A 13,232-nucleotide genomic window follows, 5' to 3' on the forward strand; every position below is an offset into this window, starting at 1 on the left:
CGTCGTTCCCGCAAGGATCGCCGCTGGCTAGGACGCCGCGAGCACCTCGACGACGCGCCTCGCCGTCGTGTTCGCGGAAGCCGGGTTCTGCCCCGTCACGAGCCGGCCGTCGGTGACGACGTACGGCACCATCGGCAGGACGGCCTTGGCGTAGCGAGCGCCGCGCTCGCGCAGCGCGGCCTCGACGTCGAAGGGCACGACGTCGGCCAGTCGGGCCAGGCGCTCCTCCGTCGAGGAGAAGCCCGTCAAGCGCCGGCCGCCGACGAGCAGCGATCCGTCGGGCAGCGACACGTCGAGCAGGCCGCAGACGCCGTGGCAGACGGAGGCGACGACGCCGCCGTGCTCCCAGATGCTCGCCGCGAGCCGCTGCAGGCCCGGGTCGGCGGGCAGGTCGACCATGGCGCCGTGGCCGCCGGCGTAGAGGATGGCGTCGAAGTCGCCCGCGTCGATCTGCGCGGGCGCTGCGGGCCGCTGGAGCAGCGCCATGCGCGCCGTGTCCGCCTGCCATGCCTTCGCCGTCGCGTCGAGCGCGGGGAACGCGAGCGAGCGCGGGTCGAGCGGCACGGCGCTGCCGCCAGAGGAGACGAGCAGCTGCTCGAAGCCCGCCTCCTCGAAGACCTGCCACGCGTGCGTCAGCTCCGTTAGCCACAGCCCCGTCGGGTGCCTGGCGTCGCCGATCCGATCGACGGTGGTCACGACGTGGAGGACGCGCTTGGCCATGCCCCCATCTTGCCGCGCGCCAGGCGCTGGGTCACCAGGGCAGCGGGCGCCCGTCTCGTGCGAGCGTGCCGGGCTCGACCCGCCCGTCGAGCGGTGCGAGGACGCTGCGCGCGCCGTCCTCCACGGGCCGCGCGCCCATCTCGACCATGCCCGGGGCGGTGGCGGTGAGTCCGGGATCGGTCGCGAAGACGCGGATGCCGTCGGGCGCGAGCTCCGCCGACAGTCGGTGCAGCAGCGCGTGCAGCGCGGCCCTCGAGACGGCGTAGCTCGCGGCACCGGGGTTGACCGCGAGCCCGAACTGCGGGTCGCCGTGTGAGCCCGAGCCGCTGCCGACGCCGACGATGGTGCCGCGCGCAGCCCGCAGCGCCGGCAGGGCCGCCTGCACGACCGCCCACGAGCCGAGCACGTTCGTCGCGAGCACGCCGCGCGCGACGTCGAGATCGGCGTCGGCGGCGCGCTCGTCCCACGGCGAGAAGCGAGCGGCATTCAGCACGAGGAGGTCGAGCGGCCGCTCGGCGATCGCCGGGATCGTCTGCGCGCCGACGTCATCGGCGTCGAGGTCGACGAGCGCGGTCTCGACGACCTCGGAGCGGAGACCCTCGAGGACGTCGAGGCGTCGAGCGGTCGCGATCACGCGATGCTCGCGATCGACGAGCTGCTGCACGATCGCGCGGCCGATCCCGCGACCGGCGCCGGTGACGAGTGCGAGCGTCATGGGTGCCTCCTGCGCGGCGACGACCCGGACTCGCAGCCGTCGACGTCATCGAGCGTGCTCCTGCGCCCTGCCACTCGCAAGCGCCGCGGGCGTAGGCTCCGCCATGACGAGAGGAGTCGCCCATGCCGTGCTTCCTGATCTCCTTCCCGAGCGGCGAGATGCAGGTCGCCGACGGCGAGTGGGACCGCGTGGTCGAGGAGTCGCACCAGGTGATCCGCGACGCGAAGGCCGCGGGCGTCTACGTCTTCGCGGGCGGCATCGACGAATCGGTGCCGCCGGTGCGCGTGGCGGCGGATGGCGCCGTCACGCCCGGCACGTATCCGCAGACGGCGCGTCTCGAGGGCGGCTACGCGATCCTCGACCTGCCGGATCGTGCCGCGGCCGAGGCATGGGCGGCCAGGCTCGCGACCGCCTGCCGCTGCCCGCAGGAGCTGCGGCAGTTCGGGGACGATCCCGAGTCGACGAGGGAGTGAGGACCCGCGCCGTCACGTCCTGAGCGGCACGCGCGAGCGAGGTCGGCGCGGCAGCGTCGATCGCACGCGCCACCGTCGACCCGTCTGGCGGGTGCCGGGCGTCGGTGGGCCGGCTGCCGCGGGCGGCTCGCCCGGCTCGACGCGCAGCGCACCGCGATGCACCTCGGTGTGGTGGTGCTGGCAGAGCAGGATGCCGTCCTCGACGTCGGTGCGGCCGCCATCGGCCCAGCGCGTGACGTGGTGCGTCTCGCACCAGCCCGGCGGCGCGGTGCAGCCGGGTGCGCGGCAGTGCCGATCGCGAGCGACGATCGCCCGACGCTGCGCGAGGGTGAAGAGGCGCTGACGACGCCCCTGCCGCAGCGGCTCGCCGCGGTCGTCGAGCACGAGCGCCTGCACGAAGCCGTCGCAGAGGATGCGGGCGGCAGCGGCCGTCGGCATCGCCTCGCCACTGCGCACCGCGATGGGCCCGTCGTCGGGCGTGCGGGGCCGGCCGTGCAGTGCGTCCTCGTGCACGGCGATCGTGAGCGTCGGCGCCTCGCCCGCGACGCGCGGCGACGCGAGCTCCGCATGCCGGGAGACCATCGCCACGAGCGCATCCATGCGCCGCTGGTCGAGGGTGCGCGCGTCGCTCGCCTCCTCGGACGCCTCGGCCGCGTCGGTCGCCGGGTCGTCGAAGGAGACGCGCCGTGGCCGCACGTGCGCGTCGAGGGCGGTGATGATGCGCTCGCCTTGCTCGGCCGTGCATCGGAAGCGCCCGTCGATCGAGCCGTCGGCGAGCGTGCGCAGCCGCAGCAAGCGCTGCTCGAGCTGGTCGGCGAGCCGCGGCTCGTCGCCGTCGGGGTCGAGGTGCGCGAGCCAGCGCCTCGCGAGCACCCCCAGGTGCTCCGGCACCATCGCCGCCTCGTCGTCGTCGTGGCCGCCGGTCGCGCGGTCGACGAGGTCGCGCTCCGCCAGGTGCAGCGACTCGACGTCGACGCGCGCGCTCGACGCACGCAGCCGCTCGACGATCGCATGCGCCTGCGGCACCGCGATCCATCCGGCGGCGACGGCGGCCGCGACCGCGGGGAACGGCACGGGCACGTCGCCGCCCGACAGCGCCACGCCCGCCCGCGTCGCGTCGGCGACCTCGCAGAGGATGCGCGCCTCGCGAGCGCGCACGCCGATGCGGTGCTGCAGCAGCTCGGGCGTCGACCGGTGGCCGGCGCGTCGCACGAGCGACTCCTCGGCCGGTCTGCCCTCCGATCGCGCTGCGGCCTCGCCGGCGAGCGCGACGATGGCGGCGTCGATGCGTCGGCGACGCGCCGCGAGCTCGTCGATCGCGACGAGCACCTCGGCGTCGACGAGGCTCGAGGCAGTGAGATCGCCGGTCACGAGCGCGTCGACGACCGCCGTCTCGACCTCCCCCTGCGCTCGCATCCCGCACCGCCTCTCGGACTTCAGGATACCCCGGATTCGAACGTATGTTCGAACTTCGGAGCGACCTCACAGCATGGAGACCGGTCGCCCGAGGATCGACCGGGCCTCAGGACGCCGCGGGCACCTGACGCAGCACCTTCTCCATCGGCCGGCCCTTCGCGAGCTCGTCGACGAGCTTGTCCAGCCATCGGATCTGCTGCGTGAGCGGATCGTCGATGTCCTCGACGCGCACGCCGCAGATCACGCCGGTGATCGCGGCGGCGGCCGGATGCATGACGGGCGCCAGTCCGAAGAAGTCGCGGAACGATCGCTCGTCGGCGAGAGCCGTGGCGATCCCGGCCTCGTCGTAGCCGGTGAGCCACGCGATGACCTCGTGCAGCTCGGCGACGGTGCGACCCTTGCGCTCCACCTTCGCGACGTAGTGCGGGTACACGCTCGCGAACGGCATGCGGAAGATCCGGTGCTCGGCCATGCGCCCATGATCCTGGTGACCGTCCGACGGCGCCAGCGCCTCGTCCGCATCCTGCCGATCGCATTCCTCCGCCCAGGGCGAACCCCCTGTCGCCGAGCGCCCTCGACGACATATCGTCGATGCATCGCCGACTGTCGCGGCTCGCGACGCACGAGGTCGGCGGGAGGGGACGATCATGCACGGCTACCAAGATCAGGGTCGGTACGGCTTCGGCGGAGGCCGCGACTTCCGCATGGGCCGCCACGGCGGCATGTGGGAGGCGATGGAGCATCTCCGCAGCCAGTTCGAGCGCAAGGCGCCAGGCTCGCGCATGGGACGCGGCGACGTGCGCCAGGCGGTGCTCGCGCTGCTGCGCGAGCGCCCGATGCACGGCTACCAGCTCATCACCGAGATCGAGCAGCGCTCCGGCGGCGCGTGGCGCCCGAGCCCCGGCTCGGTCTACCCGACGCTGCAGCTGCTCGCCGACGAGGGTCTCATCGCGGCCGAGGAGGCCGGCGGTCGCAAGACCTACGCCCTCACCGACGAGGGTCGTGTCGTGGCCGACGCCGCGACCGAGCAGCCCGCGCCGTTCGAGGCCACGGATGAGCGCGAGGGTCCCGGCTTCTCGGCACTGCCCAAGGCGGGCTTCGAGCTCGCGCAGGCTGCGGCGCAGGTGGGACGCACCGGCACGCCGCAGCAGGTGCAGGAGGCCGTCGACATCCTCGAGGACGCGCGCCGTAGGCTCTACGCGATCCTCGCTCGCGACTGAGCGCGGACCTGAGCACGACGCCCGGCGCGACCGGGGCGCGGGGAGGTGCGATGGATGCGTCCACGCCCTCCCGCGCCCGGTACCGCCGCATCCTGCGCTTCGCCGCCCGGCACCTCGCGGTGACGTGGTGGTTCGAGATCGCCATGCCCCGCATCGGCCTCGCGCGGCTCGCCGCGCGCAGCCGATCGCGGCGCATGACGCGCTTCGCCCGCAGCTTCCACGACTTCGCCATCGAGCTCGGTGGACTCATGATCAAGGTCGGGCAGTTCATGTCCTCGCGCCTCGACGTGCTGCCGCCGGAGATCACGAAGGAGCTCGAGGGGCTGCAGGACGAGGTGCCGGCGGTGCCCGGCCCCGACATCCGCGCCGAGGCGGAGGGCGAGCTCGGGATGCCGCTCGCCCGCGCGTTCGCCGACGTCGAGGACGCGCCGATCGCCGCCGCGTCGCTCGGGCAGGCGCATCGCGCGACGCTCACCGATGCCGACGCCGCGATCGCGGGCTTCCGCGAGGCGGTCGTGAAGGTGCAGCGGCCCGGCATCGCCAACGTCGTCGCGACCGACCTCGCCGCGCTGCGGCGCGTGGGCGGCTGGCTCAGCCGCTTCCGCCTCGTCTCGGACCGGGCCGACATGCCCGCGCTCGTCGAGGAGTTCGCGCGCACGAGCGACGAGGAGATCGACTACCTCCACGAGGCGCAGTCGGCGGAGCGCTTCGCCGAGCTCTTCGCCGCCGACGACGGCGTCGGTGCGCCGGAGGTGGTGTGGGAGCGCACGGCGCGGCGCGTGCTGACGCTGCAGGACGTGACGGCGATCAAGATCACCGACCACGCGGCGCTGCAGGCTGTCGGCATCGCGCCGGCCGACGTCGCGCACCGCTTCGCCACCACCATGTTCGCGCAGCTGTTCACGCACGGCTGGTTCCACGCCGATCCGCACCCGGGCAACGTCTTCGTCACGCCGCTCGGCGGCACGGACGCCGAGGGCCGGCCGCGCTGGCGGCTGACGTTCATCGACTTCGGGATGATGGGCGCGGTCCCGCCGACGACGAGGCGCGGCCTGCGGCGCATGCTCATCGCGGCGGCGTCGCGCGACGGCAAGGGCCTCGTGGACGGCATCCGCGACATCGGCGTCCTGCTGCCGTCGGCCGACACGGCCGAGCTCGAGCGTGCCATGACGCAGGCGTTCGCGCGCTTCGGCGGCATGGGCTTCGCCGAGCTCCGCGAGGTCGACCCGCGTGAGTTCCGCGCCTTCGCGATCGAGTTCCAGGAGCTGCTGCGCACGCTGCCGTTCCAGCTGCCCGAGGACATGCTGCTCGTCATCCGTGCCATGTCGCTGACGTCGGGCGTGTGCTCGTCGCTCGATCCCGCCTTCAACATCTGGGACGCCGTCGAGCCCTTCGCGTCGCGACTGCTGCAGGAGGAGCGCGGCAACGTCGTGCAGGACGTCGCGCGGCAGACGATCGACGCCGCACGCGTCGCCGCGGGGCTGCCGCAGCGCATCGACGCCGCGGTGACGCGCATCGAGGAGGGGCGGCTGCAGGTCGCGACGCCGCGGCTCGAGCGCAGGCTCGAGCGCGTCGACCGCGGCCAGGGTCGCATCGTGTCGGCGGTGCTGTTCGCGGGCCTGCTCGTCGGTGGGGCCGTGCTGCAGGGCGACGGCGTCGGCTTCGGCACCGTGCTCATGGTCGTGGCGATCGCGCCGTTCGCGCACGCCGTGCTCGGCAGCCTCCTCGACCGCTGGCGCTGATCGCTCGGGCCCGCGCGCCCTGGTGCGGCGTCGGGGTCGCGAGTAGGAAGGGGACCGCATCCCATCCGACCCGAGGAGGCATCGTGTCCGACGAGGACCGCACGACCCTGACCGGCCAGCAGGTGCTCGAGGAGGGGCTCGGCGACTGGCGGCTCGTGCTCGGCAGGCTCGTGGCGCGCTTCGCCACCGGCGACCTCTCCACCGGCGCCCGCCTCGTCGGCGAGATCGCCCGCGTCGCCGACGAGGCCGACCACCACCCCGACGTCGACCTGCGCTACCCCCACGTGACCGTGACGCTCGTGAGCCACGACGTGCGCGGCGTCACGCAGCGCGACGTGCGGCTCGCCCGCCGCATCTCCGAGCTCGCCGCCGCGGCCGGTGCCGCTGCGGAGCCGACGGCGCCGCAGCTCCTCGAGCTCGCGCTCGACACGCCGGCGACGTCGGCCGTGCTGCCCTTCTGGCAGGCCGTGCTCGGCTACGACGCGAGCGACGACGACGTCACCGACCCCGCCGGCCGCGGGCCGTCGCTCTGGTTCCAGCACTCCGACGCCACGGCACCGGATCGACAGCGCTTCCACCTCGACGTGTCGGTGCCGCATGACGTGGCCCAGGAGCGCATCGCGGCGGCGCTCGCGGCGGGCGGCACCCTCGTCGACGACGGCGCCGCGCCGTCGTTCTGGGTGCTCGCGGACGCCGAGGGCAACAAGGCGTGCATCTGCACGTGGCAGGGCAGGGATTGAGCCCTCCCGCGTCGCACATCCGGGGCACCGCTGTCGACGGGGTCGTCCGTCGGCGCGGCCGTCCCTAGCCTCGCCGCCATGCGAGCACTCACCTGGCACGGCATCGAGGACGTCCGGATCGCGGAGGTCGATGACCCCCGCATCGAGCAGCCGACCGACGCGATCGTCCGCGTCACGTCGACCGCGATCTGCGGGTCCGACCTCCACCTCTACCGCGTCCTCGCGCCGTACCTGCGCCCCGGCGACGTCCTCGGGCACGAGACGATGGGCGTCGTCGAGGAGGTCGGCGACGGCGTGACGAGGCTGCAGGTGGGCGACCGCGTCGTCGTGCCGTTCGTCATCGCCTGCGGCAGCTGCTGGATGTGCGAGCGGCAGCGCTTCTCGCAGTGCGAGACGACGCAGAACCGCGAGCAGGGCACAGGGGCGTCGCTGTTCGGCTACACGTCGATGTACGGCGCCGTGCCGGGCGGGCAGGCGGAGCGACTGCGCGTGCCGTTCGCCGACGTCGGGCCGATCGTCGTCGGCACCGAGCATCCCGACGAGCGATACCTGTACCTCTCGGACATCCTGCCGACCGCCTACCAGGCGCTGCAGTACGCGGACGTCGCCGACGGTGGCACGCTCGGCGTCGTGGGCCTCGGGCCCGTCGGACAGCTCGTCGTGCGCCTTGCACGGCGACGCGGCATCCGCGTGATCGGCGTCGATCCGCAGCCCGAGCGGCGCGCGCTCGCCGAGGAGTGGGGCGCGACGGCCGTCGACGTCGAGGACGCCGCGCAGGCGATGCGCGACGCGACCGACGGACGCGGTCCGGATGCGGTCGTCGAGGCCGTCGGCATGGAGGCGCACGGCAACCCCGTCGCCTCGGCCGCCATCAGCGTCGCGAGCCGGCTGCCGAAGCCGATCGCGCAGGCGGCGATCGAGCAGGGCGGCATCGACCGGCTCGCAGCGCTCATGCTCGCGATCGACGCGGTGCGCCGCGGCGGGACGGTCTCGATCTCCGGCGTCTACGGCGGCGCCGCGGACCCGATGCCGATGCGCGTCATGTTCGACAAGGGCCTGCAGCTGCGCATGGGGCAGTGCGACGTGCAGCGATGGGTCGACGATCTGCTGCCGATCGTCGAGGAGGACGGCGACGTGCTGGGCCTCGAGTCGCTCGCGACGCATCGCCTGCCGCTCGACGAGGCGCCGGGCGCCTACCGGACGTTCCAGCGCAAGGAGGACGGCTGCATCAAGGTCGTGCTGAAGCCCGAGCTGCATCGCACCTAGGCGCGCTCGACGCCGTGCTCAGCGCTCGCGCGTGCCGTGCCGTCGCGCAGCCCGCGCGCCGAGCACGGTGAGCGCAGCCGTGCGGCGTGCGGCAGAGACGCGGCGACCGGGCGTCGGCGCGTCGGGCCGCGACCCCGCGCCCGGCAGCAGACGACCGACGAGTCCGGCGACGCGCACCGTCGTCGCGGGCGCGACGCCGTGCACCCGCATCGCGACATGCGTCCACCACGGCAGCCGTACGTGCGTACGGCCGGCCAGGACCCCGTCGACCATCCGGCGCGCCGCGCGCGGCGCTGACGTGGAGAGGAGCGGCAGGGAGGCGGCGGCGGTGAACCAGGCGGCCTCGCGCGACGCGCGTCCGCGGAAGCGCGCGGCCTCGTGCCCGCCGGTGCGCATCAGCCCGGGCACGATCGTCGTCGCCGTGACGCCGGTGCCGGCGAGCTCCGTCGCGAGCCCCTCGGCGAAGCCGATCGCTCCGGCCTTCGCCGCCGCGTAGGGGAGCAGGTGAGGCACCGAGACGGCGCCGCCGATGCTCGACACGATGCCGATGCGGCCGCGCCGGCGACGCCGCATGCCCGGCAGGACCGCCCAGGCGACATGGATGGGCCCGCGCAGCATGACGTCGATCGCGAGGTCGAAGTCCTCGACGCGCATCGTCTCGGCCGGACCCGCGTCGATGACGCCGGCGACCGCGAACGCGGCGTCGATCGGCCCGAGATCGTGCTCGACCGACTCGATCCAGGAGCGCGTGGCCGATGCGGACGCGACGTCGCACACGCTGCCGTGCATCCGTGCCCGGCCACGCGCAGCGCGCTCGAGCCGACGGAGGGCGTGCTCGACGTCGACCTCGCCGCGCGCGCAGACCGCGACGCTCCAGCCGCGGCGCACGAGCTCGAGCGCGATGAGCAGGCCGAGCCCACGGGATCCGCCGGCGACGACGGCGACGCGGGGCGAGCGGGAGGGGGAGCGCAGGGACACCATCGGGCGACCGTACGCGCGGCCCGGCCGCTCGGCGCAGACCCTTGACGACGGCGGGCAGCGTCGCGACGGCTGGCTCCTACGCTGGATGTCGCACCCGCGACGGAGTCGGGCGGGATGACGCCGGGAGGGAGCGCGCGCATGCAGCAGCACGAGACGATGCCGATCACGAGGCTCGCGAACGTGCGCCCGTGGGGCGGCGACGCCGTCGACCTCGACGTCGAGGGCACGACGATCGCTGCCCTCCACCCGCATGGCACGGCACCGCGCCACGAGGGCGTCGTCATCGACGGCGAGGGGCTGTGCGCGCTGCCGGGCATCGTGAACGCGCACGCGCACGTCGACAAGTCGTGGTGGGGGCTGCCGTGGCAGTCCTACGGCGGCGAGGGCGGCACCGACGGCCGCATCCGGCACGAGCGGGAGCGGCGCGGCGAGCTCGGCATCCCGTCCGCCGAGATCACGGCGCGCGTGCTGCGCGAGCTCGTGCGGCACGGCACGACGGCGATCCGCAGCCACGTCGACGTCGACCTCGGCATCGGCCTGGCGGGCATCGAGGCCGTCCAGGAGGCGGCTGCCGCCTACGGCGGCGCCCTCGACGTGCAGATCGTGGCCTTCCCGCAGGACGGCGTCCTGCGGCGCCCCGGCGTCGATCGGCTGCTGCGCGACGCCGTCGAGGCGGGCGCCGTGCACGTCGGAGGCCTCGACCCCGCCTCGATCGACCGCGATCCCGTCGGCCAGGTCGATCTCGTGCTCGGCCTCGCGGCCGACCTCGGCGTCGGCGTCGACATCCACCTCCACGACCCGGCCGAGCTCGGCGCCTTCCAGATCGAGCTCGTGCTCGAGCGCGTCGAGCGCCTGGGCCTGCAGGGCCGCGTCGTCATCGCCCACGGCTTCGCCGTCGCGCAGCTGCAACCCGAGCGGCGAGCCGAGCTGCTCCGCCGCATGGGGGAGCAGGGTGTCGCGATGACGAGCGTCGCGCCGCTGCGCCTGCCGCAGCTGCCCATGCACGAGCTCGCCGATGCGGGCGTGCGGCTCGGGCTCGGCACCGACGGCATCCGCGACCTCTGGAGCCCCTACGGCGACGGCGACACCCTGAGCATCGCCAGGCAGTACGCGCGCGCCTCGAGCCTCGTGCGCGACGAGGACCTGCTCGCCGCCGTGCGGCTCGCGACGAGCGACGGCGCATGGGCGGTCGGTCGCGACGTGCACGACCTCGTCGTGGGGGCGCGCGCCGACGTCGTGCTCGTCGACGCCGAGCACGCGATGGATGCGCTCGTGCGGCTGCCGGAGCGGCGCACGGTCGTCGCGGGCGGCCGCGTCGTCGCGACCGCCTGACGCGTCGCGCGCCGCCGCGACGACGAAGGGCGCCCGCCGTCGCGGCGGGCGCCCTCACGCGTCAGCGTCCGATCACTCGGGGAACTGGAACAGCCGCACCTGCGGCTTCGGCATGCGCATGAAGGGCAGCTGCGCGGCGCGCATCGACGCGTACCAGGCGACGCCCTTCGTGTGCCCCGGGCCGAACTTCGCCGTGATGCGGCGCTTCAGCAGGAAGCCCAGCAGGAGGCAGTCGAGCACGGCCACGGCGATGAACGCCCACAGCACGACGTTGGCGATGAGCCGCACGTCGACCGACTCGAAGAACGTGAGGATGATGACGACGATCATCGCGGGGATCATGAGCATCGCGACGTTGAGGCGCGCGTCGACGTAGTCGCGCGCGTAGCGACGGACCTCGCCCTTGTCGCGTGCGGGCAGGTAGCGCTCGTCGCCGCGCTCGAAGCCGCGACGCTGCTCCTCGCGGAGCCGGGCCATCTGCTCGCGGGACTCGCGCTTGGCCTCCTTGCGGTCCGTCGGCACCAGCGGGCGCTGGTTGCGCGCGACCTGCTGGCTGCGCTTGGGGGTGGCGGTGCCCTTGCCCGTGGTCTTCACGGGCTCCTGGGGCACGACCACGTCCTTGGGCTTCGAGAAGAGCGGCACGTGCGGATCCTGACGTCGTTGCGGAAGCCCCCATCGTACCGCCGAGGCCCGCTCCTAGGATCGGATGCATGGCTCCCGCACATCTCGACCAGCTCCGCTCCGCCGTCGACGCAGGCTTCGACCGCGCGGTCGGCGACCTCAAGGACCTCGTGCGCATCCCGAGCGTCTCGTGGGCCGCGTACGACCGCGCGCACGTCGCGGCGAGCGCCGCCGCCGTGCGCGAGCTCGTCGCCGGCACGGGGCTGTTCGACGAGGTGCGCATCGAGCAGGTCGACGACGAGCAGGGCCGCGAGGGCCAGCCGGCGGTCCTCGCGCGCCGTGCGCCCCGGAACGGAGCCCCCACGGTGCTGCTCTACGCGCACCACGACGTGCAGCCGTGGGGCGACGAGGCGCTGTGGCGCACGCCGCCGTTCGAGCCGACCGAGGCGGGGGAGCGGCTCTACGGTCGCGGCGCCTCCGACGACAAGGCCGGCGTCATGACGCACGTCGCGGCGCTGCGCGCGTTCGCCGAGACGCACCCGGACCCCGACCTCGGCATCGTCGTCTTCGTCGAGGGCGAGGAGGAGTTCGGCTCGCGCTCGTTCGGTCGCTTCCTGCGGACGCACGCCGAGACGCTCGCCGCCGACGTCATCGTCGTCGCCGACTCCGACAACTGGTCGACCGAGGTCCCCTCGCTCACCGTCGCGCTGCGCGGCAACGTCACCTTCCGCCTCGCGGTGCGCACGCTCGAGCACGCGAGCCACTCGGGCATGTACGGCGGCGCGGTGCCCGACGCGATGCTCGCCGCGATCCGCCTCCTCGACACGCTGTGGGACGCCGAGGGCTCCGTCGCGGTCGAGGGGCTGACGAGCCACGACGGCCCGACGCCCGAGCGCTCCGAGGAGCAGCTGCGCGAGGAGGCGGCGCTGCTCGACGGCGTGCAGTCGATCGGCACGGGCAGCGTGCTGTCGCGCCAGTGGTTCCAGCCCTCGATCACGATCACCGGCATGGATGCGCCGAGCGTCGCCGACGCCTCGAACACGCTGCTGCCCGAGGTCGCCGTGCGCGTCTCGGCCCGCATCGCGCCCGGCCAGTCCGCGCAGTCGGCCTTCGATGCCATCCGCGCGCACCTCGAGCGCCACGCGCCGTTCGGCGCACGTCTCGACGTGTCCGACGTCGACCTCGGCGAGCCCGTGCTCGTCGACGTCGACGGCTGGGCTGCGAGCGACGCGCAGGCGGCGATGGCCGAGGCGTGGGGTGCGGAGCCCGTGCTGCAGGGGATCGGCGGGTCCATCCCGTTCATCGCGCAGCTCGTCGAGCAGTTCCCGGCCGCGCAGATCCTCGTCACGGGCGTCGAGGACCCCGAGACGATGGCGCACAGCCCCAACGAGTCGCAGCACCTCGGCGTGCTGCGCAAGGCGATCCTCGCCGAGGCGGCGCTGCTCGCTCGCGTGAGCGCCCGCACGGTGGAATGATCGAGGCGCACGGTGCGTTCGCACTCGTGGAGGGGAGCAGCATGACCGACACCACGACCACGCAGGATGCCGTCGAGCAGGAGCACGGCGTCGCGCTCACCGACGCCGCCGCCGACAAGGTGCGTCGACTGCTCGAGCAGGAGGGCCGCGACGACCTGCGGCTGCGCGTCGCAGTGCAGCCCGGCGGATGCTCGGGCCTCATCTACCAGCTCTACTTCGACGAGCGGTACCTCGACGGCGACGCGGTGCGCGTCTTCGACGGCGTCGAGGTCATCGTCGACCGTATGAGCGTGCCCTACCTCGACGGCGCGACGATCGACTTCGAGGACTCGATCCAGAAGCAGGGCTTCACGCTCGACAACCCGAACGCGCAAGGCTCGTGCGCGTGCGGCGACAGCTTCCACTGACGCATCCACGAGGGCCCCGGCGCACGCGCCGGGGCCCTCGTCGTGCACGGCGGGGGACGACACGCCGAGCGGCGCTGCCCGTGTCGTCCAGCGGGCCGGGCGACACCCATCAGCCGGTCCTCGG

The 13,232-nt window shown here is 74.0% G+C and carries 14 protein-coding genes; 8 read left to right on the top strand and 6 right to left on the bottom strand.

From position 1 onward, the window contains the following. Positions 1 to 27: 27 nt before the first annotated feature. Together C1N71_RS06415 and C1N71_RS06420 are read right to left on the bottom strand one after the other, a co-directional pair. Positions 28 to 720, bottom strand: a complete 693-nt coding sequence (locus C1N71_RS06415) for a type 1 glutamine amidotransferase domain-containing protein (protein ID WP_137755641.1) — start codon at positions 718 to 720, stop codon at positions 28 to 30. A 31-nt stretch (positions 721 to 751) separates the two neighbouring features. Continuing rightward, the gene (locus C1N71_RS06420) at positions 752 to 1,435 is read right to left on the bottom strand and encodes an SDR family NAD(P)-dependent oxidoreductase (protein ID WP_137755642.1); all 684 of its coding nucleotides are present in this window, start codon (positions 1,433 to 1,435) and stop codon (positions 752 to 754) included. Positions 1,436 to 1,557: 122 nt separating this feature from the next. Between C1N71_RS06420 and C1N71_RS06425 the strand changes: the two genes are divergently transcribed. Further along, positions 1,558 to 1,908, top strand: coding sequence for a YciI family protein (locus tag C1N71_RS06425; RefSeq protein WP_137755643.1), 351 nt, complete (start codon positions 1,558 to 1,560; stop codon positions 1,906 to 1,908). 12 nt (positions 1,909 to 1,920) lie between these two features. Here C1N71_RS06425 and C1N71_RS06430 read toward each other — a convergent pair whose 3' ends face one another. Together C1N71_RS06430 and C1N71_RS06435 are read right to left on the bottom strand one after the other, a co-directional pair. Further along, positions 1,921 to 3,324: an HNH endonuclease signature motif containing protein gene (locus C1N71_RS06430; RefSeq protein ID WP_137755644.1), complete on the bottom strand. Its 1,404-nt coding sequence runs from the start codon at positions 3,322 to 3,324 to the stop codon at positions 1,921 to 1,923. Between the two features lie 106 nt (positions 3,325 to 3,430). Next, positions 3,431 to 3,796 (bottom strand): DUF2200 domain-containing protein, encoded by a 366-nt coding sequence (locus C1N71_RS06435; RefSeq protein ID WP_137755645.1) that lies wholly within the window; start codon positions 3,794 to 3,796, stop codon positions 3,431 to 3,433. 175 nt (positions 3,797 to 3,971) lie between these two features. Here C1N71_RS06435 and C1N71_RS06440 point away from each other — a divergent pair, with 175 nt between their 5' ends. From C1N71_RS06440 to C1N71_RS06455, 4 genes are all read left to right on the top strand, one after another. Beyond that, on the top strand, positions 3,972 to 4,544 hold the full coding sequence (locus C1N71_RS06440; RefSeq protein WP_441297170.1) for a PadR family transcriptional regulator: 573 nt from the start codon (positions 3,972 to 3,974) through the stop codon (positions 4,542 to 4,544). A 50-nt stretch (positions 4,545 to 4,594) separates the two neighbouring features. Continuing rightward, complete coding sequence (locus tag C1N71_RS06445) at positions 4,595 to 6,286, top strand: ABC1 kinase family protein (protein WP_137755646.1); 1,692 nt, start codon at positions 4,595 to 4,597, stop codon at positions 6,284 to 6,286. A gap of 83 nt (positions 6,287 to 6,369) precedes the next feature. Beyond that, positions 6,370 to 7,026 (top strand): VOC family protein, encoded by a 657-nt coding sequence (locus tag C1N71_RS06450; RefSeq protein WP_217496042.1) that lies wholly within the window; start codon positions 6,370 to 6,372, stop codon positions 7,024 to 7,026. 78 nt (positions 7,027 to 7,104) lie between these two features. Beyond that, positions 7,105 to 8,292, top strand: coding sequence for an alcohol dehydrogenase catalytic domain-containing protein (locus tag C1N71_RS06455; protein ID WP_137755647.1), 1,188 nt, complete (start codon positions 7,105 to 7,107; stop codon positions 8,290 to 8,292). An 18-nt stretch (positions 8,293 to 8,310) separates the two neighbouring features. On the opposite strand, the gene C1N71_RS06460 is transcribed toward C1N71_RS06455, so the two are convergent. Continuing rightward, a complete protein-coding gene (locus tag C1N71_RS06460) occupies positions 8,311 to 9,273 on the bottom strand; it encodes an SDR family NAD(P)-dependent oxidoreductase (protein WP_137755648.1) in 963 nt (320 codons plus the stop codon). Positions 9,274 to 9,411: 138 nt separating this feature from the next. Here C1N71_RS06460 and C1N71_RS06465 point away from each other — a divergent pair, with 138 nt between their 5' ends. Further along, positions 9,412 to 10,605 carry an amidohydrolase family protein gene (locus tag C1N71_RS06465; RefSeq protein WP_217496043.1) on the top strand — a complete coding sequence of 398 codons (1,194 nt, stop codon included), beginning with the start codon at positions 9,412 to 9,414 and terminating at the stop codon, positions 10,603 to 10,605. Between the two features lie 72 nt (positions 10,606 to 10,677). Here the strand turns inward: C1N71_RS06465 and C1N71_RS06470 are convergent, their stop codons facing one another. Next, the gene (locus C1N71_RS06470) at positions 10,678 to 11,247 is read right to left on the bottom strand and encodes a DUF3043 domain-containing protein (RefSeq protein ID WP_137755649.1); all 570 of its coding nucleotides are present in this window, start codon (positions 11,245 to 11,247) and stop codon (positions 10,678 to 10,680) included. A 68-nt stretch (positions 11,248 to 11,315) separates the two neighbouring features. Between C1N71_RS06470 and C1N71_RS06475 the strand changes: the two genes are divergently transcribed. Continuing rightward, positions 11,316 to 12,701 (top strand): dipeptidase, encoded by a 1,386-nt coding sequence (locus C1N71_RS06475; protein ID WP_137755650.1) that lies wholly within the window; start codon positions 11,316 to 11,318, stop codon positions 12,699 to 12,701. A gap of 41 nt (positions 12,702 to 12,742) precedes the next feature. Continuing rightward, positions 12,743 to 13,108, top strand: a complete 366-nt coding sequence (locus C1N71_RS06480; protein ID WP_137755651.1) for a HesB/IscA family protein — start codon at positions 12,743 to 12,745, stop codon at positions 13,106 to 13,108. The last annotated feature ends 124 nt before the right edge of the window (positions 13,109 to 13,232 follow it).

The sequence above is a fragment of the Agrococcus sp. SGAir0287 genome (assembly GCF_005484985.1).
Lineage (GTDB): Bacteria > Actinomycetota > Actinomycetes > Actinomycetales > Microbacteriaceae > Agrococcus.